Source organism: Paenibacillus sp. P5_B5 (assembly GCF_056400365.1).
Genome location: NZ_JBFULK010000020.1, coordinates 1 through 23,143, shown reverse-complemented (window position 1 = coordinate 23,143; position 23,143 = coordinate 1). Strand labels below are relative to the sequence as shown.

Here is a 23,143-nt window from a genome sequence, read left to right as displayed (position 1 = left end):
CTACTTGTATTTTAACACCAACACTAAAATAATGGAAAGGAGCGAAAAAACAATACCAATTAGATATAAGAAAAGTACAGTTTGCCTCTGTGTTAAGCCCCATTTCATTAAGCTATGATGTGTATGTAGTTTATCCGCTTTATGTAGCCCCTGACCTTTAATAAGCCGCCTAAAAAAGACAATAACTGTATCCATTATAGGAACCCCGAGAACAAGCATGGGAACAATAATGGTAATGATCGTTGCACTCTTATATGCACCATCTATAGCAAGCACGGCTATCATGTACCCAATAAATACAGCCCCGGCATCCCCCATAAAGATCCGTGCAGGATAAAAGTTAAATCTAAGGAAAGCACCGCAAGCACCTGCTAAAATCCCAGCAAGAATAGCCAAGTCAGGATAATGTTGAAGAATTGCAATTACAAATAAGGTTAAGGATGAAATCGTCACTATTCCCGATGAAAGCCCGTCCACGCCATCAATAAAATTGATCATGTTAATGAGTGCGAATATCCATATCATCGTTGCGATCCAAGCTAGCCAATCAGGGAAAACAATCATTCCATCTAGACGTAAGTTAGTTATCCCAGCGATTTTAATACCAAACCACAGGGGAATTGAAGATACAATCCCATAAATAATCAATCGCGGCCAGACTGGAAAGTCTTTGCCTCGTGTTTTATACCAATCATCAAGTAAGCCTGTTAGCATGAGGATCGTTCCGCCAGAAACTACTGCTACAGATGTAGGATAGTCATGATGAAACAGGAGAGTCGAAATTACACATGCCAGATATAAAGCAACACCGCCCATCAGTGGAACTGGCTTTGCATGAATCTTACGTTTATTCGGCCTGTCGACAAATCCGATTTGCAGTGCAACCTTCTCAAGAATAGGCACTGCAAGACAAACGATGATCGCACTTATAAGCAAAGGAAGCAGCAACTGCATCTCGTTCATGACTCCTTCCAAATGTAAGATGAGAGCGCGTGATTTAGATAGCCTATATAATTTCCAAAACTTATAAAATCTATCTCATGCTAAAAAAAATTCCATGTAAAACTAATCTTCGGCAATATTTATGTTTCAATAGGGCAATAATTGGAATACATAAAGCATGGCCTGGAGGGATTATATGATTTGGAATGAATGGACGTTACCACGCGTGCTTATTCTGTTTGTAGGTTTGGCTTATCTTTTAATAGCCATACAGGTAACACTATCGCACTATCGGCAAAATTTTTATCGCAAGGTGATGCTTGTACCCGTTCTCACTGCACCTCTTTATTGTGTGATAGCCATAGCACTTGCCTTGTGGGGACGTAGTTGGTTGTTTACGACCTTTCACATATTCATGTGGCTCGGTGTGATATCAGGCTTAATAGGCTTCTATTATCATTTTCGAGGAGTAGGTTTGCGGGTAGGAGGTTATGCACTACGTAATTTTCTAGTAGGGCCACCTGTTATTATGCCCCTAATGTATTCATCTATCGCTGTACTCGGACTTATCGCTGTGTATTGGAGATGACCATGATATGACAGATAAAGGACACTATCCTTCCTATGACATTATGGAAGAGCAAGATAATTGGGATCCAAATACGCGCCAAATTGTGCAAGAACGATTACATAGGACAATTGGCTATAAGCAAATCTCACTTCAAGAAGCAGAACTACTTCGTGCCTGGTGCTCACAGTTAATGGATGATAATCGTGCTGAAATTATTAATTACGTGATTGACCACATCGATCAGACGCTAACTTCAAATAAAGGTGAAGGTCAACGTAAGCTAAACGTTCCATCCGTGACAGAATTGATTAAAATCGGTTTAGAAGACATCAATAATTTAGCACTAAGCCTGCATGGGCATCATTTTTATCAACTAGAAGCGCATGTTCAGCGCAGCTTGATGTCAGATATTAGCCAAGCATTAGGTCAACAAGGGGACGAGCACATGCATGTTCCGCCGCAGGAGTTTTTTCATAAGCTGTTATCCTTAACGATCGAAGCTTTCTATTCTCACCCTGAAGTATGGTCAGAGATTGGTTTTGGCGGACCAGCTTATCCACGAGGCTATGTTCGATTAGATTTAGGACAGCTAGATCCCTGGGAAGCTAAGGTGGAGAGATGAAAAAATTACAATGGAGCTATGAACATAATGAAGTCGATGTTGTTATCGTAGGAGCAGGTGCAGCTGGAGGCGTACTTGCGAAGGAGCTTAGTCAGGCAGGTTTAAGTGTAGTGATATTAGATGCTGGGCCCCTTCGTGATTCACAAAAGGATTTAGCAAGTGACGAGTTAGATATGCAAAGCCTTGGCTGGCAAGAAACTCGCATTGTTGATGGTGATGACCCTCTAACGATGGGACATAACAACTGTGGTTATGGAGTTGGTGGCGGTACCGTTCATTTCACCGGTGTATTCTTACGATTCCATGAGGCTGATTTCAAAACCAAATCGATTGAAGGTGTAGGAGAAGACTGGCCTATACATTATAAGGACCTAGAGCCGTACTATAACCGAATTGAACAAGAGATCGGAGTCGCTGGACCGCGCTATTTCCCATGGGGAAATTATCATGGCCCCTATCCTTTACCGGAACGCAATGCGCTTAGTCCCAATGCAGAGATGTTTCGTAATGGCTGCTCGAAGCTACAAATCGAATCCGTTGTAACCCCGCTAGCGATTGTAACTGCACCATTCAAGGGCAGACCGCCTTGCATTAACCGCGGCTTCTGTAACCAGGGCTGTATGCCAACATCTAAATTTAGTACGTTAATCGTTCATATTCCCCAAGCAATCAACAATGGAGCTGTTCTGCTCGCTGATTGTATGGTTACCCAAATTTTAATGAAAGACGATCGGGCATCAGGCGTTTTATTCATGCATCAAGGTGTGGAATATAGACAACGTGCCAAGCTTGTTATTATCTGCGCATTTGCCATTGAGACACCACGACTTCTACTTAATTCAGAAACTTCACGGTTTCCAGAAGGACTTGCGAATTCTTCCGGCTGGGTTGGGCGAGGCATAATGCCGCATAGCTCACATGATGTTTATGCTAAATTTGATTATGAGGTTCGGTTATACAAAGGAACACCCGTTCTTGCTTCAACACAAGAATTCTATGCCACAGATTGCTCTAGAGGATTCGCGCGCGGTTATACACTTCATGCTCATGGCTCAAGACCACTTGAATTCGCTAAAGGAATTTCAAATGGTGATGGTCATTCACCTCCCTTGTGGGGTAGTGCATTACGTGAGACCATGCTCAATTATAATTATTATGGAAGAGTTACGATGGTGGGCGAAGTTCTACCCTATGCAGGTAATCGTGTTACTCTTAGTAACGAGAAGGACCCTTTCGGATTACCACGTGCCCATGTATCCTTCAGCTATGGGGATAATGACCTAAAGTTGATTAATCACGCTGTTGATCAGATGAGTGCTATTCTAAGAGCGGCTTCAGGTAAAGTTGAGCATGTCGTCTCAGATACTGCACATTTGATGGGAGGCTGCCGAATGGGACAGAATGCGCAAGACTCCGTGGTAAATTCCTATGGCCAATCACACGATGTTCCAAACTTGTTTATATGCGATGCAAGTGTTTTCGTCACATCAAGCGGCGTTAACCCCACCAATACGGTAATGGCGATAGCTGCGCGAACAGCTGATTACATTATTGATAAAGCGACTAAGTATGAATTGAAATAGGATGAAAAGATGTCAGAGGGGAGTTATATCAATGGCTATCGCAGAAGTAACGATCATACCGCTTGGAACGGGTTCCACGAGTGTAAGTCAATACGTTGCTGATATAGAGAAACTTTTAGCCAAGCAAGAAGGTGTGACGCATGAACTTACTTCCATGAGCACAATTATTGAAGGACCGATAGATCGGTTATTCGAGGTTATACGTGTGCTACATGAGGTACCATTCGACAATGGTGCTGCTCGTGTATCGACATCAATCAAAATTGACGATCGACGGGATAAGCCAAGCTCCATGGCGCAAAAATTAAAGTCAGTGGCTGAGAAAATGTAAACTACAAAACAATAAAAAGCAGGGCCGTCCCTTTGACTGGCCCTGCTCTTATTTTTACTCGTTAATGTAAGTGTTCACCCGGTTCTGAATCAGCTTGCTGACATCTTCAGCCGACTTCTGACCGCTCATATAGGAATCGAATCCTTCAATCGCGATTGAAACGACCTTCTGATCACTGGATAAGTTCGTACTCGCTCCAGCGATAAGCTGCTGCAATTCTTGGATCTTGCTTTGAACTGTCTTAGCATCAAACTTCTGCTGTTCAAGAAGAGGCAAAGTACCCGCTATTGCCTGCTTCTCCGCATCTTTGAGCTTCTTCTCCACAACTCCCTTGTGCATCGGGAAGCTCAATAACACCTGAGAAGATTGCATTTCCTCCGAAAGCATGAACTTGATAAAATCCCAAGCTTCGTCTTGCACCTTGGATTTACTGTTGATTCCTAAAGTGAAATATGACTTAAATGAAGTTCCCTTAGATTTGCCATCTACTGTTGGCTTTTGATAGATTTGAAGCTTTGGATCCAGGATTTGAGACAGCCCTGTAATTGGATCGAGAAGATTTGCATTGTTGAACAACGTTTTGGAATAGTCATACGTAAATTCGGCTTTAAGTACGCCCTCATCATACATCGATTTGATTTGCTTCATCATATCTCGAAACAGATCGGAATCGAAGTTTGCTTTACCTTGATCGATCAGCTTATCATAATTAGCTTCTATATAATCCGCTAACAGCTGAACCGGGAATAGATTGACGAATGCCGCATAATCCTCACCTGCTTGTTCCTTGAGCTTCTTGGAAATTCCTTTAAACTCATCCCATGTCCAGGTCTGATCATCAATTTTAATTTTGGCTCGATCTAATAACTCTTTATTCCCAGTCATTGCGTCAAGGACAAATGAGAATGGCATTGCATACAAACCATCTCCATCCTGGGACGATTCAAAGATATTCTGATAATACTGCTCCTTCTTAAACTTTGGATCCTTATCCATGTAATCATATAGATTCACTAACATATTTTTTTGAACATATTTATCCTGTGGCAGTTCATTCATTGCAATAATATCTGCCCCTTTGCCAGACATCATCTGCGTGCTGACCGTTTGTACATATTTCTCAACATCCGCCTGTGTGAATGCTGCACCTGATTGACTCATTCCATTTTCATCCGCTTGAGGCGTTGTGGCTAGATACTGTTTGATTTCAATCTGGATATCTGGACGAAGCTTTTTGTATTGCTTTACTGCCTCCTCTAAATAAGGATCTGCATTCATGACTGCAATCTCGATCGTTTTGTCCCCTTTACCTGAATCTTGATCAGTTGCTCCTGATCCAACGCTGCTGCTAGAGCATGCGGATAATACCATCATCATGGCTAATAAAACGAATATCCATTTTCTCTTCAAATTACTTCATTCCCTTCAATATATTCGGATTCGATTTCCTTCTTTCAGCGGTTCGCTAGAATCGATAATGATTTGATCATCTGGACTAATTCCGCTTAGGGCTACGATTTCATCTTCGTTTGAATCACCTGTCGTAATATAAGCCTTGCGTGCACTGAACGTATTGCCGAGTGAGCTTTTCTTCTCATCAACTACATAGACATAGCTGCCTGTCGCATCTTTATGCACCCACTTTTTCTGCAAAATATAACCTTTTTCATTTGATTTCTTCTCTATATCTATACTTACTTGTTCGCCTCCTTGAAGGCCATCTTCTGATACAGAAACTACAACTTGATAACCGGATTCGTCGGATGAATCTTTATTATTTTTATTATTTGCCTTAGGAGCAGCCTTCATCTCTTGAATCGTACCGTTAACCAATCTATTCTCTTTCATCAATCGAACGGAGATCTGGGCTCCAATTTCAAATAAAGCCGTATTCCCTGAATCGACATTAAAAGAAAATTCGAAGCCCTCACTGCTGCCCATGAGTGTCAGAATAGCCCCCCCTTGTGGGGTATTCATACTGTCCTGTGCTTTAATCTCCGAAATCCTGCCATCGAAAGGTGCTTTCAGCGATTGTTTATTCGCTATTTCTTTACGCAGCTTATTTACTTTTCTTTCTGCGATCTCAAGATCCAAAGTATCTAGCTTAAGATCTCGCTCAGCTTTGGCAATCGCTTCCTCATTGCCTTCCCATTGCGCTTTCTTTAAATTCTCCTGCAGCACCTCTCGGTTCAGCTTTTGCTTCTTGAGCATGGCTTCTTCATTGTATAACTGTTCATCCAGCTCGGAGCTGTCGAACGTCACGAGCTTTTGACCCATCTTAACCTCATCATGCTCTTTCACATGGATCTGCTTGATTTTGGAGCCACTCTCATTCATCAATTCCACTTGCTTTCGAGGCGTTAAGACACCACTTCCTTTAACGTGATGAACTAATGCTTTTGAAACAGGCTTCTCCGTAATCACTTTGGGTAGCATCATCGTTTCGAAAGTGCTGCTAAAAAAAGTCAAGCCAGCCAATATGGCAAAAAATATAATAAAGAAAGCAGCCATTAAACGTTGTCGCTTAGATATGCTTGTCATCTCTGTCCTCCTACCCCTTAATTCCCGAAAGCTCTATGCCCTCGATAAAATACCGTTCTGCCAAAAGAAACAAGAGAATCATCGGCATCATATACAAGACCGCAGCAGCAAAGGATACCCCCAGCGCATCATCTTGCAGACGAGATAGAAAAATGGACAAGGGCTGCAATTCAGCATCATGCAGAAAGATCAGCGGCTGCTCAACCATGTTCCAGTAATCTGCAAACAGCAGAACAACAAGCGCTGCAATTCCTGGTTTAACCATAGGCAGGACAATCGTTACAAATGAACGGAAATAGCCTGCTCCATCCATTTTGGCAGCTTCCATATAAGCAGTTGGTATCTGGAGCATGAACTGCCTGAGCAGGAACACCCCAAATGCGGCAAATATCCCTGGTAAAATAATCGAGCTTGGACTGTTAATAAGTCCCAATCGGTCAGACATGATATAATTCGGCACAAGTGTGACCTGAAACGGCATGAGCATGGTGATCAAATACACAATAAATAAAGGCTCTCTGCCTGGAAAACGCAGCTTGGCAAATGCAAATGCCGCAAATGTTGCCACTACTACCTGACCTATAATAATCGGAGCTACGATAAATACTGAATTCCAGAACATATGAAGAAATTGCGGAGTTGAAATCAGTACCTTAGAGTATTGCTCGAATGAAACCCAATCTGGAATCCATTTCAAATTTACGAAATCACTTATTTGACTTTGACCCAGCATGCCATAATTCAGCATAATTTCCTTCTCCGTCATAAAGGAACTCACGAATGTCAACACAACTGGAAGCAGCATCACAAGTGCGATTACGCTTAAGAAAATCGTGAGCATCAGAGGTCTGATCTGTTTCTTGTTCATCCATACACCTCCCCTTTACTCCATAAATGATCGGAACATCCGTTCCACTCGAAAGAGCATCAGCACAATGACGAGAATACATATTACCATCAAGCATGCTGCAGCCGACAACCTCTGAATATCGAGCGACAGGAACATATTGTTCATATAGTGCTGAAGCATATAAATGCTGTCATGTGGGTAATCACCCGCAACCAAATACGTTTCCCGAAATACTTTGAACGAGTTCAGAATCGACATCAGCATAACCAAGAATCCTGTCGGTATGAGATAAATCAGGGTAATACGGAGCTTATCAAATCTGCCTGCTCCTTCTAAGTCTGCAATTTCGTAATATTGCTGGGGAATATTTTGTAAACCGGCCAAGAACAGAATCATGTTATAGCCAATGTTTTTCCATACATAGATTAAAATAATAATGGCTTGCGCCCAATCTGAGTTCATCCAATCAACTCGAACGAGTCCAAGTCGCTCCAATACAGAATTAAAAAATCCATTCCAATCGAATAGGATCTGCCATACGAGGACAATTGAAGCAACTGGAACAACTAATGGCAGCACATAAGAGGTACGCAGCCAGTTACGGAAGAACATACGCTTGTTCAGCAGCATAGCAAGACCAAGTGATAGAAGGATGAGAATCGGAACCCCAACGATGGTGAACCAGAATGTATTCCCTGCTGCCTTTTGAAAGGAAGAACTGGCTAACAGACTCTGATAATTGGCAACCGACAAGCCTGCATCACCGCTTGGATTCTCCAAAGAGAATACAATACTCTGACCAAACGGAATTAAATAAAATACAGCAAAACCAACCAAGCTCGGAACTAGAAAGCAGAAAGCTGCCAGAATCTCCTTGCGAGCCAAATATGGAATTCTCACAGCATCACCCTCCAATCAATCTAGATCAACAGAACCAAATTAAATCTTGTCTGTCGTACAGTTATTTATTCTATAGATCAGCTTAGGCAAAACTTTGGAGCAGATGTGGAAAAAGTATGGAATTGCCCATTTTAAGATGCAATTTTGTTAGAATAAAGGGATGAGAGGATAGGAGGAGTATTATTGATGAAAAACTATCAAATCGCCGTTGTCGATGACGATTTTCATATAAGAGATATTGTTGAGGCTTATTTGCAAAAGGAAGGCTACCGAACCATCCCGTTAGGTTCAGCAGAAGAAGCGCTCATGCTTTGGAACACAGAGCCCCCAGATATGTGGATTCTCGATATTATGCTTCCAGGTATGAATGGGTATGAATTCTGCAGACAAATCCGCAAAGAAGCTGAGGTTCCAATTATCATGATCTCTGCTCGCGATGAGGAAGTGGATAAAATACTAGGACTTGAGCTTGGAAGCGACGATTATTTAACCAAGCCATTCAGCCCGCGTGAGCTGGTTGCGCGTGTTAATCGCTTATTCCATCGCTTCAACTCGCTTACTGTAAATTCACATATGAATTTAACTCTATCGAAGTCAGACGATCTTATCATTGACGAGCTCCACCTAGTATTAGATAGTCGTCTTGTTTACTGGGAGTCTCAAGAAATTGAAACGACGATGAAAGAATTTTCCCTACTTCACGCCTTAGCAGCGCAGCCGAATCGTGCTTTTTCACGCAATGAGCTGTTAACGTTAGTGTGGGGAGATGATTATTTTGGCAGCGATCGCGCGATTGATGATTTGGTTAAAAGACTTCGCCGCAAAATAAAAGAATTACCGATTGAAACAGTCTGGGGCTATGGTTATCGAATGCGCGTGGATGGAGAGAGAACATAACATGAAACTGATCTATAAGCTTCAATTATCATTTGGGATATTGCTTGTCGGCATACTAGTCCTTACAGCTGTATTCCTCTATCCTCTACTCTTAAATACGCTAGTCGATAACCAAAGAAAAGAATTAATAGCGCAAGGTACTGCTATGATGGAGTTGGTAGAAACGTTACCTACCCAAGACATATCTGCTAATCAAGTAACAGCAGCAACATTAACTCTGCCAGCAATTAACGCTAAGGGAAAAATAGATGCGATTCTCATAGAGCCCAATAAAAACATTTTATTTAGTACAATGACAGACTCCCAATCAGCAGAATGGCTACCACTCATAGAACAAAACATAAATAATAAGCAACCAGGCTTATGGGAAGGCAAAGAGGATAAATATATCGTTGAAACCTTTACTTCCAGTCCACAAGAGCTGAATCCAACTATCAATTTAACTCCAGCTACACTCGTCATGTCTACACCACTTAGCGAGGTGAAATCATTTCAAGCAGAGTTATTTACAAGAATGATGATCATCTTAGCAATCGGAGGAATTCTAGCCTTTATTCTAAGTGTTTTTATTACCAAGCGACTTGTTACACCTCTTGAGAAGCTTAAACTTGAGCTTAAGAAAGTTGAAAAACGCCATTTCGATGAGGTGCAGCTTATTCAGACTGGAGGAGAGATCGGCGAAGTTGCACAAAGCGTTTATCATCTTGCAGGGGAGCTAAACCAACACCAACTTGCACAAAAGCAGTTCTTCCAGAATGCTTCTCATGAGCTTAAGACGCCTTTGATGACCATTCAAGGCTATGCAGAAGGAATTCGAGATGGTATCTTCACAGGAGATAAAGCTGACAAAGGCTTAGATGTGATTACGAATGAGTGTGAACGATTAAAGAAAATTGTCACTGAGATGATCTTACTCGCAAAGCTTGAGAGTGAAGATGGAATTTTTCATACAAAAGCAGTATTCGTTAAACAGTTAATCGCTCAAGCTGTTGAACGCATGCAGCCATTAACGATGAACAAAGAAGTGGAAATCGAGGTGCGATATGAAGTCGATGACCCAGCTAGTCTTGTCATTAACGGAGATCCCGAAAAGCTCTTACAAGCTCTATTGAATATTATGGGTAATGCGATACGCCATGCTTCACAGATTATCCGTATTCAAATTTCAGTGGATGATGATCATGTCAAAATACAAGTGATTGATGACGGGGAAGGTATAGCTGATCAACTGCTGCCGCAGCTATTCCAGCGATTTATTAAGGGGAAGAATGGAGAAACTGGACTAGGACTCGCTATTTCTCGGGCAATTATCGAACGATGCAAGGGGCAAATCACAGCTTACAACGATGCTAATCATGGTGCTGTGTTTAGTATGAGGTTCCCACTAATATGACATACAGCTGTCATATTCTATTTTCTATAATGGAAATAAGGGGGCGGGCGACAATGGAATGCATACCTGCTAAATCCATGATATTCAAAAACAAAGATACCTCATGGTTCGGTATTGAATATACGATGAATATTTATAAAGGCTGCAATCATGGCTGTATTTATTGTGATAGCCGCAGTGATTGCTATGGCATTGATAACTTTGACACTGTTAGAGCCAAGGATAATGCACCGCTCATGATCAGTAGCGAACTAAAGAATAAGCGAAATACGGGCGTTATTGGAACAGGCTCTATGTCAGATCCGTATAATCCTTTTGAACGCAAGCATCAACTAAGCCGCCAAGCGCTAGAATATATCCATGCCAACAAGTTCGGAGTTGCTATTGCGACCAAAAGTAATCTTATAACACGTGATATCGATATTTTATCTCGAATCAAGCTGCACTCTCCTGTACTCGCCAAAATAACGATAACCTCATGTGATGATACCCTCTGCCGATTAATTGAGCCTCATGTAGTTGTTTCATCTAACCGATTTGCTGCAATTAATCAGCTAGCTAGTCAAGGTATCTTCACAGGAATCCTTATGATGCCTATATTGCCTTTTATTGAAGACAACGAAGACAATATTAGAGGGATTATTCGACTAGCTAAGGAGAATGGTGCTAAATTCATCTATCCCTCTTTTGGCATGACACTGCGTCAGAACCAAAGAGAGTGGTATTATAACAAGTTAGATCAGATATTTCCTCTTCTCAAAAACAAATACATCCAGCAATACGGTAATGCTTATGAATGCCCTTCACCGCGTGCAAATGAGCTGTGGCAAATGTTCTCCAGAGAGTGTGACAGACTCGGATTACTCTATAAAATGAATGATATTATCCATGCCTATAAGCATAACTATCAGGATCAACAGCTGACCTTGTTTTAATGATTACTCTGGGCTGCTATAACAGCGAACTTCAACGATCTCTGCATGGCTGCTTCCGTTAGTCGATTCAATAACAACCCGCAGCTTATCCGTACAAATTGACTGCTTTAAGCGATGAACCACCTTACGACGGCGATTGTTCTTTCCTGTAGCAATCGTACACCACTGCGATCCAGTCCACTGTTCTACACGATAATCTTTTACCAACTCTGGGATAATCTCAAAAGGTGTACGATGATGGTGTAAGTTTATTAAATCTTCGTTTACATCATCATTAAAGGTAAGGTGGATCTGAGCTATAGACACCTCTTTATCCCAGGCTAACTCCAACCATTCTTCGCTGCCATCTAAGATCGATTCAGATACCCACATATTCGGTCCACCATAAGGCCGACTGTAACCATCGGTAACTTTACTTGGTGCATAAGCTTCGCTTGCAGGCAAAGTACGGAACACCACACACTTGCGAATCCAATTACGCATACTCCATAGAATAAGAAGCTGCTCATCATTATGATCTTCCAGATCTTTGGAGGCCAAATGCTTAGCCCTTTTCTCAAAGGTCAATACACCGCTATGTGGAACATCTGATGTATATAGAGAGATGTTTTTGTTAGCTCGTACAATGATAAAAGCATTCTGCACTTCAACTGGGCTCCATGGCAGACTTGCTCGAACCCATTGCTTCTCACCCGCTTCGATTGAAACAACAGTACTTAATTGCTCTCGTATCGGAACATAATTCTCCTTACGTCCCGTGTCCCATAGCTCAACCTGTAAGCTTGAATTAACATCTGCATCTACAAGTAAGTCGATAAATTCCACCTTCGGATCAACAGGGATAATAAATCCGATATCTTCTGTTAAGCGATGCTTCAGATCAGTCGACTTCACACCAATCCTCTGTAATGAACTTGAAGCTGATATTTGAGCTGTCCGAGCCAGATCCCGATCATCCTTATTAGCCAGACCAATAATTGATGCGTCCTGACGCAGCATAACCTGCTGCAGTTCGTCCATATAGTTCGCATGTAATTCTCTAGGTGTTACGGATTTCTGTATGCTTAGTGCTGCACCGCTACCAGTTGCTTCCCCAATAACTGCGCAGGTTGCCATTACCCGTGTAGTGCCAAAAGCAACATGGCTTGCACTAATATCCCTTCCTGCGAACATCAGATTCGAGACATTCACCGAATATAAGGATCGAAAAGGAATATGGTAGATCCCATCCGCGTACAGATGCTTAGAACCACTTTCCTCCGCATACACCCCTTGTGGTGGATGCAAATCAATGGACCAGCCTCCAAAGGCGATACGATCATCGAATGGTTCCTGTGCAAGAATATCATTCTGATTCAGCACATAATCGCCAATAAATCTGCGGTACTCTCTCTTGCCAGGAACCGATCCAACCCATTCCAATGTCATATGATCCGCATCAAAATTGCTCGAATTCTTGATGTAATCCCATACGCCATATATAACTGCCCACAATTCATCCCGAACTCGCTCGTTATCGTGGACGATATCATGCTCGCCACCCCATTCGATCCACCAATAGGCACACCCGTTATCCCCACTACGAATCACGCGTCTAAGTGGAATCGTCGTCTGTGTAATATCCCTAGCGAAGGTTGGCGGCACGAACTTCACGGGATGACCTGCATCCTTTGTATAGAATAGAAGTGTGCTCCCTAACGTAATATCATCCGAAACCTCAGGAGCCCAATCCTCGTTATATTCATGCTTAGCTTCACGGCCAATTCTATATTCTGCTCCTGCCATGAAGCCAACAAGACCATCTCCCGTACAATCGAGATACATACTGCTTTCGAAGCGAATTTGGCGCTCTGAGGCCATCATCCAACCAGTTACAGATGTAATTTTGCGATTCTGCTCTTCGCCTACTGCTTCAACTTCGTGTACATCGGTGTTTAGAAATAGTTGAATATTCTTCTCTCTCTGAACCGTTTCTAATACAACAAGATCCCAGTAATAAGGATTACCATCAGGATTACGAAACTGATTCTCTACGAACATTTCACCCATAATGCCCGTTTCTCTCGCATATCGGTTCTGTCCATGAGCCGTTGCTCCACATACCCATACACGAACCTCACTACTTGAGTTGCCACCTAGAACAGGACGATTCTGTATTAATGCAACCGTCTGACCTAATCTTGCTGCTGCAACAGCTGCACATACACCTGCCAAGCCGCCCCCGATAACAGTAATATCCGTTTGAACTTCCTCATGTCTCATGTTAATCCTCCTTCATATACGATGACTCATTGATCGTAAGCTCTGCTACCCTTTAACTGCCGTACTAGAAATGCCTTGAATGATATATTTTTGACCGATTAGAAAAATGATAATCATCGGAACAATTCCGGCGGATGCTGCAGCCATCATTCCGTTGTAATCGATGTTGTATTCAAGAATAAAATTCTGCAAACCAAGTGGAATTGTATATAAGCTTTCATCCGTTAGGAAAACTAACGCATTCTCGTAATCGTTCCACTGCCAAGAGAAATCAATAATAGCGAGTGTCGCTAGCGCAGGCTTAGCTAGAGGAAGCATCATCTGAAAGAAAATACGAATATGCCCTGCACCATCAATAAACGCTGATTCGGTAATTTCCTTCGGTACACCCATAAAGAACTGTCTTAGCAAAAAAACGCCAAATATCGTAAAGAGACCAGGCAGTATAAGCGCTAAATGTGTGTTATAAATACCAGCCCAATCAAACATGATAAACTTCGGTACAAATAATACTTGAGGGGGAATCATCATCATCGATAAATAAAATACAAAAAGAAGATTTCTTCCCTTGAATTCAATCCTAGCAAATCCATAGGCTGCAAATGCTGAAAGTAATACAGCTCCAAATGTGCCAATTAGCGATATTTTCAAGGAGTTCGCATAATATGTGACAAAACTCTTATCTCCTGTCCATACCTTGATATGATGCTCCCACTGTATCGAGCTTGGCAGCCAGCCTGTAAATACCTCCGAAGGCGACTTTACTGAGGTCAGCACCATCCAAATAAAGGGCAGAATCATGAGAATCCCAAAAAACATCATCACGAATGTTAGTATCCATTTACGCATTGTTTCACCGTCCCTCTAGTAGTGCACCCATTTCTTCTGTCCGTACCATTGAACTAATGTAATCAAGAGAATGATACCAAACAACACCCAAGAAATTGCAGAGGCATATCCCATTTCGTAGTAGCTAAACGCAGTTTTGTATACAAACAAGGACATAACGGTCGTACTGCTTCCTGGGCCACCGGCTGTAATTGCCTGGATGATCCCAAAAGTTTTAATTGTCATTATAAGACCTGTAATCAAAAGCAGGAAGGTCGTAGGACTAACTAGTGGCCAAATGACATTTCTAACAGTCGTCCAGAACTTAGCACCATCCATTTTGGAGGCTTCTAGAAGCTCTGGTGATATTTCCTGCATAGCAGCTAAGTAGATAATCATGTTGTAACCAACTAACTGCCAGATCATAATGATATCGATCCCAAACATCGCACTATCTGTGTCAGCAAACCAACCAGGCGGATTACTAATTCCGATCCAATGCAAAAATTGATTAATCGGTCCTTCTGTTGGCTGAAATAGAAGCATCCATACGAAACCGACGGCTACACCACTTGTAATATAGGGAAGAAAATACATAGATCGCATTAAGCTTGTGAGATAAACATTCTTATTAAGTGCTAACGCAATAACGAAAGCCAGTATGATGGAGACAGGTACAGACAGCAGCAAGATTCCGGTATTCAGTAAGGAGCTATAAAATAAATCATCTGCAAATAATCGTTTGAAATTCTCAAGACCTGTAAAGCTAAAATTAGGGTTTGCGAATTGATAGTCTGTAAACATCAGACCTAATGAAATAATTCCCGGAATGACGAAAAACAAGAGTACGCCAAGCATGTTCGGTAGGATAAATAAATAACCTAATCCTTGCTGCCTCTTCATCCAGTTATGTGACATGATTACTCCCCTCCCAACTAACCGCATGTGTATAATAGGTTTATAAGCTAAGTGATAGGTCTGAAAAAGGAAGTGTACCTTGACACTTCCTTTCTCAGTTTGCTATCCGTTTATTTATTCAGATCTCTTATCAGTTTTACACATCCAGCTATTTTTGCTTGCTAATTAATTCATTATGACTTTTAACTAAATTATCTAATGCAGTTTGAATATCTTGCTTACCAAGGAAATACTTCTCTAGTTCCTCTTTGCGAGCATCAACAACTTGTTTGCTGAGATTGATCTGAGCCGTTGCAAAGTTACCAAACACGACATTCTTAAGTGACTCTTGATCATAGCTATCTTCCATTCCATTAAGCATTAACTTGACTGCGTCATCCGAATTCACTGCACTAGAAGAAGGAATCCGTCCACCGCTGGCCATCGGCATCATACCACCATCCGCATACCAAGTTAAGAATTTCCAAGCAGCTTCTTTATTGGCTGATTTCTCATTAATAGATACAAAATCACCTACACCGCCTGGATATTTATAATCCGCCTGATTCTTATCTACCTTAGGAATCGTTGCAAAAGCAATTTTGAAGTCTCGTGGATAATCCTTCTTATTCGCTGCGTTTCTGAAAATGAATTCTCCTGCTCCAAGCATTGCAGATTCACCTTTCAGGAACATGGTATCTGTCGGCATTTTACTAGTAATTTGCTCTCCATACGAAGGAATCGATTTATCTTGCGTCATCATCGCATAGTAGGTTTCAAATCCCTTTTGTACTAACGGATTCTTGAAATCCGAGGTACCATCCTGCTTTAAGAAGTCAGCTCCAGAGAGAACACCATCAAATTGCATCATAGATCCTGATTCATGCTGTAGATAACCCCATACTTTATCTTTCTTTAGCTTAGCTGCATACGTTCTTAAATCATCCCAAGTCCAATCAATCGCGGGAATTGAGAGACCAGCAGCATCCAGCATATCTTTATTCAACCAGATGAACGACATATTCTTCTTCGTCGGCATTCCATAATATTTATCGTTAACTTTCCAATCCTTCGCATCAGGACCCATCTTCTCGTCAATGTTATAATCACTTCTAGCACTTAGATTGCTTGCAACCCCAGCATCAATTCTCTTCTTAAGGGCTGGAACTGTATAAGAGACATAAATATCGGCATTCTGTCCTGTTATTAAGGCCGTATCAAGCTTCAAATTACCCGCATCGTCATTTACATAACGAACATATTCGACTTGAATATCAGGGTTTTTGGAGTTCCAATCATCCATAACTGCTTGTGGGCCAGACTCAGCTGGTACACCACCCCAGAATTTAAGCTTAACCACTTTTCCTTTTTTGCCATCCTCTTTAGCAGCTGTTTGCCCAGGTGTTTCTGATGGTTTCGATGCATCTGATGTGTTTGAGCCAGAACCGCAACCTGCTAGAACTCCCATTGATAGAACTGAACACATCGCTAATGTGAGCATTTTTTTATATTTCACTTACAAAACCTCCCCCAGTTCAATTATTCTAACAACTTAAGCATAGCATCTGGTTTAGTTCGTCATAAGGAACGGTTTTTGGGTTTCAATAGAACAGTTTTTGTTAATTAATGTATCTGGCTTTGTTTGCGATAATCACTTGGTGTCATATTCATCCACTTCCGAAATGTTTTTATAAAATAATTATCATTCACGAACCCAACCTTCTCTCCTACATCGCTTACTGTACTGTCCGTTTCAAGCAGCAATACCTTGGCACGATCGATTCGGATTTTCTGTAAATAATGAGTGAGGGTTTGTCCTGTTTTCTTTTTAAAAAGATAACTGAGATAACTCGCATCCATACACACGTATACAGCCATATCCGATAAAGCTATATTCTCATCCAAATGCTCGTATAAATAACGGATGATTTTATTGATTTCTACATGATCTGTCGGATTATTAATAGCTTCCTCGTCCTTAAATAACGCTTGGAATTTATGTAGCTTCGCTCGTTCATTTAACTCTCGCTCTATTTTGTCTAGCGCTGCATTCATAGAAGTGATATCCATAGAAAGTTTGAGAATATAACTTGAAGCCCCGTATTCAATCGCTAATCTGGCATACTCAAAATCACTCATACACGTCAGCATGATAAAGCTGCAATCAAATCCTTCTTCACGCATTTGTCGCAGTAATTGAACCCCATCCATCAATGGCATAATGATATCCGTAACAACAAGATGTGGCTTATGTTCTCGAATGAATCGCACTGCCTCTTCCCCGTTAGATGCTTCTCCTATTACTTGAAAATTGGACTTTGTTTTCTTAATAACTGCATGCAGATAATTCCTGGCTAGTACCTCATCTTCAACGATTAGCACGTTCCACATCTAGTTCCCCACCTTTATATAATGAATTGGGATCTGAAGTATACGGTGTCGATAATAAAAGCGGCAATTCAAGGCGTACCTTCGTTCCCTGATCCAGTTGCATAATGACAAGCTGAGCTTGTCTCGGAAATAAGAGAGCCAAACGTTCCTTCAAATTGTGTAGTCCAATCCCTTTGTGTCGTTTCGTTTTTTTGGACTCTTGTGACTTCTCCATCCCTACTCCATTATCAATCACTTCCATGATGAGATTATGATTATCCAAATAAATATGGATTCGTATTACGCCTGCTCCTGGTAGTTCTGCTAGACCATGACTAATTGCATTCTCAACCAAGGGCTGAAGGCTGAATTTTGGAACAAGAGCAAACTGTAGATCATCATCATACTCATAGACCACAGCAAACTTATCACCAAAACGAAACTTCTGAATTTGTGTAAAAGACTCTACTAAATGAATCTCTTCCTTTAAGTGAATTAAATCGACGTCTAGATTAAGGCTTGTCTCTAGAATACGCCCGAGTGAAACACAGATATCATGTATCTCATCTTCATCATGAAGGAGTGCAATGCTCTTAATCGTATGTAGGGTATTGAGAAGAAAATGAGGATTCATTTGTGATATTAAAGCTTGAAACCTTACAGCCTCTTTCTGACGCTCTTCTATTTTCAGCTTCTGAATCAGATCGTTGATTTCAACAATCATCCGATTAAAGCTTTGCGTTAAATAGAGGATTTCTCCCTTACCTTTTTCAGGAATCCGATTTTTAAAATTAGTCTTTACGACTGTTTCCATCTTCTTCTGTAATAATTTCAAAGGATTCGTGATGGTATAGGAAATCAGATAAGTAATCGTAACGAACAGCAAGGCAAACATAATGGATGTTAAATAAAATTGTTGCTTTTGCTGATTCACTTCATAGAACAATATATCTAAGGGTAGTTTTTTGACAACATACCAGTTTAACAGCGGAATTGAGCTATAACTGTACATCGAATTGTCCTGTTCATTTTCTATATAAGAATCTGTTGATGAAGATTGAATAATTTGCTCTACTACCTGTGACTCTATTTGGGAACGTTCATTAGATTGAAAAATGAGATTTTTGTTATTATCCATAATGAAATAATCTGAACTGGAGGCTGCAGCTCCCGTCAATGCCTTAAACCAATCTCGATAATCGATACTAATTCGAACAGCTGCTACATCATTTAGATTGTCTGCTTTCAGCAAAGAATACACCGATATCAGATATGGACTCTTCGAGAGTCCCTCATGCACATAATTAGTATCCACACCGTTCCACTGGAATCGTGAGGCTTCACCTGACGTGATTTGCTTATACCAATCCTCCGCAATAAAGTCATTGTAGTTTAAAGACTTCCGAGGTGAATAAGAGGTATACACATTACCGTGATAATCCAATAAGGTATAATACACCTGAGATCCAGACAGAAAAAAGCTATTACTTATGCTAGAAAATTTATTCTCAATCAATTTGACTCTTTCACCAGTACTATACTTATCTGGCGCACTCATAATCTCCGTCACAGTCGAATCCTGCTCAAGTAAAGTGAGTGTTTTAAGAGACACCTCTATCACGCTCTCGAATGAGCCTTTAATATTCGCAAGCTGTTCCTTTTCTTGGAAACTCATTTGGTTTTTGAGAAGCGTTTCTGTCTGATTAAAATTGTGTGCTGTCAGCAATGAAAACGGTATCAAAATTAACAATACGAATGCTGCAACCATTCGATTCCGCAAATAATGCAAGGAAAATAATCTCATAAACTTTTGCATAGCGTTGCACCTCAATGATCTATTAGCTTTACCCGAATTAAGTCTACTCCAGATTTAATAAAACTACAATTAGTTTGACAAAATGCAAAAAAGCTAAGTCCCGTATTCTTGGACTTAGCTTCTTTTACCTATTTACGCTATATTAACGATCACCCTTGAACTGCTCATTTAATTTATTTAACTCTAATTCCTTCGTGGTCGAATAAACAACATCTGCTCCAGACTGACGCAGCAGCTCATTCTGACCGATGCCCACTGCAAACATGCCAGCAGATTTAATTGCCTCAACCCCAGCCTGTGCATCTTCGATTCCTATACAATAGGCAGGATCAGCACCGACAGCCTCAGCACCTTTTAAGAAAATGTCGGGCGCAGGTTTACCTGGAATACCATCTGGACTGACAATGTATTGGAACTTATCCGTAATTCCTAAAGATCGCAAAATTTGCGGTGCATTTTTACTAGCTGATGCAATAATGGCTGGAATCTTCTGTTCATGTAGCTGTTCAAGCAATTCTCTGATCCCAGGATACACATCTTTTGGAGTCAAATTAGCTAGCAGCGAAACATAGTGTTCATTCTTCTGCCGTGCTAGCTCTTCTTTCTGCTCATTCGTATATTTATCTTGAACCTTACCATGCATCAAAACACGTTCTAATGAATGCATTCGACTAATACCTTTCAAACACTCGTTGAACTCTCTATCAATCGAGATTCCAATCTGATCAGCCATCTGCTTCCATGCTACGAAATGATACTCTGCAGTATCCGTAATTACGCCATCTAAATCAAATAAAATAGCTTGCAAATTCATATAGGTATCTCCAATCCTCTCAATCTGTGTCTAAAATAAATATATATTTGAATCAATTTCATAATACCTTTAGCTGCTTTAATCAAGGCTATATATAGATCAAAACGGTTTAATTTGTCTACAAAGATTTAACAGATTCTCTTTCCAACAGCTGAAATGGAACTGTTTCATTGTGTCCTCTAGTCTCGTGCTCCATAATACGTATAATCTGTTCAAAGGCAGTAGATGCCATAAACTTAAAATCTTGTTTAATCGTTGTAAGCTTAGGGGTTGTATAAGTAGATAACATAATATCATCAAAGCCAATTATTGATAATTGATCAGGTATGTGGATTCCTAACTCCCGACAACGGTTCATAAAACCAATAGCCATCAAATCGCTAGAACAAAATATAGCAGTCATCTCTGGCGATGATTCTAAAAAGGGCTTTGCCATTGTATAGGCATATTCCTCTTTATAATCAGCATTAATAACATAAGAATCCCGATAAGGTATATCATTCTTCTCAAGAGCAATCCGATAACCCTTCTGACGCTCTTTACTAACTACAGCGTACTCATGTCCATTAACCATTCCAATATGTCGATGACCTTTATCAATTAGATACTGAACTGCCGTTTCAGCTGCGGCGACATTATCCGTCATCGTCGAGCCCGTATAATCCCCCGACATTTCGGCATCAATAACAACACATGGGAACTTACTATCGATAATTTCAAGAAAATAAGGATCTGTTGTCTTCAATCCCGTTATGATAGCTCCAGATAGCTTACGATCTTTGCAAAATTGCCAGTAAGACTTATCCATTTGTTCGGATAAACTACGGGTATAAATCACGACCTCATAGTTATGATGACTCGCTGCGTCATACGTGCCTTGCATAATTTGAAATAGAACATCATCTTTACTACTAGAACTTTCAAAGTTAGAGAATATAAGCGCGATGGATTTGACAACCTTTTGTTTTAAATTTTTGGCCAGCACGTTAGGCGAATAATTTAATTCCTTTACTGATTTCAGCACTTTTTTTCGTGTTTCTTCGCTCACGTCCGGGTATCCGTTAAGAGTCTTAGATACTGCTGCAATCGATACATTGGCGTGCTTTGCTACATCTTTGATGGTTACCATTCAAATTCACCACGTTCAATGTTCTTATCAGACATTGTGAATATGCCGATTTTTACTATTGTATCTTTATCATAGATGTTATTACTCCACTACACAATAATGTTTTCGAAAACGTTTTCTGTGCCTAATTATAAAGAGAGCTCACATCGTTTGTCAATGAAACAAATTTAAATGAAAATATTCAGAATAAACATCACTTATAGGGTAACAAAAAAGACCCGCTGAGTTTCCTCTAGCAGGTCTATCATTTGTAACAAGATGAGCCATGAAGGACTCGAACCTTCGACACCCTGATTAAAAGTCAGGTGCTCTACCAACTGAGCTAATGGCTCTCAAAGTAATTACTTGCGAAGTCATTTGCTCCGAAAGGTAAAAAAGGTAAAATGGTGGAGGATGATGGATTCGAACCACCGAACTCGAAGAGAGCAGATTTACAGTCTGCCGTGTTTAGCCACTTCACTAATCCTCCATAAGATTGAGTATACCTCATTGCAATAATAATTATGCTACTCAGGTAATGGTGGCTCGGGACGGAATCGAACCGCCGACACGAGGATTTTCAGTCCTCTGCTCTACCGACTGAGCTACCGAGCCATACACGTTTTAAATTATCAAGTTAAGACAAGAATAATGGCGGAGCTGACGGGATTCGAACCCGCGGTCTCCTGCGTGACAGGCAGGCATGTTAGGCCACTACACCACAGCTCCATATTCTTAAGTGATAAATGGTGCCGTCGAGAGGACTTGAACCCCCAACCTACTGATTACAAGTCAGTTGCTCTACCAGTTGAGCTACAACGGCACGTTGTTAGTAATTATATGGTGGAGGCTAACGGGATCGAACCGCTGACCCTCTGCTTGTAAGGCAGATGCTCTCCCAGCTGAGCTAAGCCTCCATATAAAATTGGTAGCGGCGAAGGGACTCGAACCCCCGACCTCACGGGTATGAACCGTACGCTCTAAACCAGCTGAGCTACACCGCCACATTATGCACTAGATTATTATTTGGAGACTGGCGGAGAGAGAGGGATTCGAACCCTCGCACCACTTACGCAGTCTAACCCCTTAGCAGAGGGTCCCCTTATAGCCACTTGGGTATCTCTCCAATTTAATCTGCTTGTGCAAGACATTAGTTATTATACAGGGTTTATTCCCTGAAAACTAGTAGCRAAACGAAGGTAATTGTTTACAAATCATCCGTGTTTCTCGGYAGCGCATTTATTCTCGCAGTTTGCTTACGCAAACTACTGCCATAAATRCTTRCTTCCGAAGTARTTTTRACCTCTGCCARATGGCAGTTAGWRTYAAAAYTTGTAGGTTAAGCCCTCGACCTATTAGTACTTGTCAGCTACACACATTGCTGCGCTTCCACCTCAAGCCTATCAACCTCGTCGTCTACAAGGGGTCTTACTAATTGGGAAATCTCATCTTGAGGGGGGCTTCGCGCTTAGATGCTTTCACA

At 41.1% G+C, this 23,143-nt stretch carries 20 protein-coding genes, 8 tRNA genes and 1 rRNA gene; 7 read left to right on the top strand and 22 right to left on the bottom strand.

Annotated elements, in window-relative coordinates:
• Complete coding sequence (locus AC1DOK_RS21090) at window positions 1–963, bottom strand: MraY family glycosyltransferase (protein WP_477556288.1); 963 nt, start codon at window positions 961–963, stop codon at window positions 1–3.
• Window positions 964–1,138: 175 nt separating this feature from the next.
• Between AC1DOK_RS21090 and AC1DOK_RS21085 the strand changes: the two genes are divergently transcribed.
• The 4 genes from AC1DOK_RS21085 to AC1DOK_RS21070 are packed head-to-tail and all read left to right on the top strand — an operon-like array spanning window position 1,139 to window position 4,049.
• The gene (locus AC1DOK_RS21085) at window positions 1,139–1,531 is read left to right on the top strand and encodes a hypothetical protein (RefSeq protein WP_477556287.1); all 393 of its coding nucleotides are present in this window, start codon (window positions 1,139–1,141) and stop codon (window positions 1,529–1,531) included.
• A 7-nt stretch (window positions 1,532–1,538) separates the two neighbouring features.
• Complete coding sequence (locus tag AC1DOK_RS21080; RefSeq protein WP_477556286.1) at window positions 1,539–2,135, top strand: gluconate 2-dehydrogenase subunit 3 family protein; 597 nt, start codon at window positions 1,539–1,541, stop codon at window positions 2,133–2,135.
• A complete protein-coding gene (locus AC1DOK_RS21075) occupies window positions 2,132–3,718 on the top strand; it encodes a GMC family oxidoreductase (RefSeq protein WP_477556285.1) in 1,587 nt (528 codons plus the stop codon). The genes AC1DOK_RS21080 and AC1DOK_RS21075 overlap by 4 nt, the downstream gene beginning before the upstream one ends.
• Before the next feature lie 31 nt (window positions 3,719–3,749).
• Window positions 3,750–4,049, top strand: a complete 300-nt coding sequence (locus AC1DOK_RS21070) for an MTH1187 family thiamine-binding protein (RefSeq protein WP_477556284.1) — start codon at window positions 3,750–3,752, stop codon at window positions 4,047–4,049.
• Between the two features lie 54 nt (window positions 4,050–4,103).
• On the opposite strand, the gene AC1DOK_RS21065 is transcribed toward AC1DOK_RS21070, so the two are convergent.
• Genes AC1DOK_RS21065 through AC1DOK_RS21050 form a run of 4 tightly spaced genes read right to left on the bottom strand, consistent with a single transcriptional unit; the run spans window position 4,104 to window position 8,340 of the window.
• On the bottom strand, window positions 4,104–5,459 hold the full coding sequence (locus AC1DOK_RS21065; protein ID WP_477556283.1) for an ABC transporter substrate-binding protein: 1,356 nt from the start codon (window positions 5,457–5,459) through the stop codon (window positions 4,104–4,106).
• 15 nt (window positions 5,460–5,474) lie between these two features.
• Window positions 5,475–6,590: an efflux RND transporter periplasmic adaptor subunit gene (locus tag AC1DOK_RS21060; RefSeq protein WP_477556282.1), complete on the bottom strand. Its 1,116-nt coding sequence runs from the start codon at window positions 6,588–6,590 to the stop codon at window positions 5,475–5,477.
• Between the two features lie 10 nt (window positions 6,591–6,600).
• Window positions 6,601–7,458: a carbohydrate ABC transporter permease gene (locus tag AC1DOK_RS21055; protein ID WP_477556281.1), complete on the bottom strand. Its 858-nt coding sequence runs from the start codon at window positions 7,456–7,458 to the stop codon at window positions 6,601–6,603.
• Between the two features lie 15 nt (window positions 7,459–7,473).
• Window positions 7,474–8,340 carry a carbohydrate ABC transporter permease gene (locus AC1DOK_RS21050; protein ID WP_477556280.1) on the bottom strand — a complete coding sequence of 289 codons (867 nt, stop codon included), beginning with the start codon at window positions 8,338–8,340 and terminating at the stop codon, window positions 7,474–7,476.
• Window positions 8,341–8,526: 186 nt separating this feature from the next.
• Here AC1DOK_RS21050 and AC1DOK_RS21045 point away from each other — a divergent pair, with 186 nt between their 5' ends.
• The 3 genes from AC1DOK_RS21045 to AC1DOK_RS21035 are packed head-to-tail and all read left to right on the top strand — an operon-like array spanning window position 8,527 to window position 11,565.
• Window positions 8,527–9,237 (top strand): response regulator transcription factor, encoded by a 711-nt coding sequence (locus AC1DOK_RS21045; protein ID WP_477556279.1) that lies wholly within the window; start codon window positions 8,527–8,529, stop codon window positions 9,235–9,237.
• 1 nt (window position 9,238) lies between these two features.
• A complete protein-coding gene (locus AC1DOK_RS21040) occupies window positions 9,239–10,630 on the top strand; it encodes a sensor histidine kinase (protein WP_477556278.1) in 1,392 nt (463 codons plus the stop codon).
• Between the two features lie 53 nt (window positions 10,631–10,683).
• On the top strand, window positions 10,684–11,565 hold the full coding sequence (locus tag AC1DOK_RS21035; protein WP_477556277.1) for an SPL family radical SAM protein: 882 nt from the start codon (window positions 10,684–10,686) through the stop codon (window positions 11,563–11,565).
• Between the two features lie 3 nt (window positions 11,566–11,568).
• On the opposite strand, the gene AC1DOK_RS21030 is transcribed toward AC1DOK_RS21035, so the two are convergent.
• The 17 genes from AC1DOK_RS21030 to AC1DOK_RS20950 form a co-directional block, all read right to left on the bottom strand.
• On the bottom strand, window positions 11,569–13,827 hold the full coding sequence (locus tag AC1DOK_RS21030) for an FAD-dependent oxidoreductase (RefSeq protein WP_477556276.1): 2,259 nt from the start codon (window positions 13,825–13,827) through the stop codon (window positions 11,569–11,571).
• Window positions 13,828–13,872: 45 nt separating this feature from the next.
• On the bottom strand, window positions 13,873–14,676 hold the full coding sequence (locus AC1DOK_RS21025) for a carbohydrate ABC transporter permease (protein ID WP_477556275.1): 804 nt from the start codon (window positions 14,674–14,676) through the stop codon (window positions 13,873–13,875).
• Between the two features lie 15 nt (window positions 14,677–14,691).
• Entirely contained in the window at window positions 14,692–15,573 is an 882-nt protein-coding gene (locus AC1DOK_RS21020) for a carbohydrate ABC transporter permease (RefSeq protein ID WP_477556274.1), read from the bottom strand.
• A 148-nt stretch (window positions 15,574–15,721) separates the two neighbouring features.
• A complete protein-coding gene (locus tag AC1DOK_RS21015; protein WP_477556273.1) occupies window positions 15,722–17,068 on the bottom strand; it encodes an ABC transporter substrate-binding protein in 1,347 nt (448 codons plus the stop codon).
• 107 nt (window positions 17,069–17,175) lie between these two features.
• A complete protein-coding gene (locus tag AC1DOK_RS21010) occupies window positions 17,176–17,943 on the bottom strand; it encodes a response regulator transcription factor (protein WP_477556272.1) in 768 nt (255 codons plus the stop codon).
• Window positions 17,921–19,738: a cache domain-containing sensor histidine kinase gene (locus tag AC1DOK_RS21005; protein WP_477556271.1), complete on the bottom strand. Its 1,818-nt coding sequence runs from the start codon at window positions 19,736–19,738 to the stop codon at window positions 17,921–17,923. The genes AC1DOK_RS21010 and AC1DOK_RS21005 overlap by 23 nt, the downstream gene beginning before the upstream one ends.
• A 142-nt stretch (window positions 19,739–19,880) precedes the next feature.
• Entirely contained in the window at window positions 19,881–20,546 is a 666-nt protein-coding gene (gene pgmB / locus AC1DOK_RS21000) for a beta-phosphoglucomutase (protein ID WP_477556332.1), read from the bottom strand.
• Window positions 20,547–20,670: 124 nt separating this feature from the next.
• Complete coding sequence (locus AC1DOK_RS20995; protein ID WP_477556270.1) at window positions 20,671–21,681, bottom strand: LacI family DNA-binding transcriptional regulator; 1,011 nt, start codon at window positions 21,679–21,681, stop codon at window positions 20,671–20,673.
• A gap of 259 nt (window positions 21,682–21,940) precedes the next feature.
• Window positions 21,941–22,013, bottom strand: a tRNA-Lys gene (locus tag AC1DOK_RS20990).
• Between the two features lie 52 nt (window positions 22,014–22,065).
• Window positions 22,066–22,150: transfer RNA gene (locus AC1DOK_RS20985), tRNA-Tyr, on the bottom strand.
• A 49-nt stretch (window positions 22,151–22,199) separates the two neighbouring features.
• A tRNA-Phe gene (locus AC1DOK_RS20980) sits at window positions 22,200–22,275 on the bottom strand.
• Between the two features lie 37 nt (window positions 22,276–22,312).
• A tRNA-Asp gene (locus AC1DOK_RS20975) sits at window positions 22,313–22,389 on the bottom strand.
• 18 nt (window positions 22,390–22,407) lie between these two features.
• A tRNA-Thr gene (locus AC1DOK_RS20970) sits at window positions 22,408–22,483 on the bottom strand.
• Window positions 22,484–22,501: 18 nt separating this feature from the next.
• Window positions 22,502–22,577, bottom strand: a tRNA-Val gene (locus AC1DOK_RS20965).
• Between the two features lie 9 nt (window positions 22,578–22,586).
• Window positions 22,587–22,664 (bottom strand) — tRNA-Met (locus tag AC1DOK_RS20960).
• A gap of 30 nt (window positions 22,665–22,694) precedes the next feature.
• Window positions 22,695–22,786: transfer RNA gene (locus AC1DOK_RS20955), tRNA-Ser, on the bottom strand.
• A 209-nt stretch (window positions 22,787–22,995) separates the two neighbouring features.
• Window positions 22,996–23,143 (bottom strand): 23S ribosomal RNA (locus AC1DOK_RS20950); the annotation flags it as partial.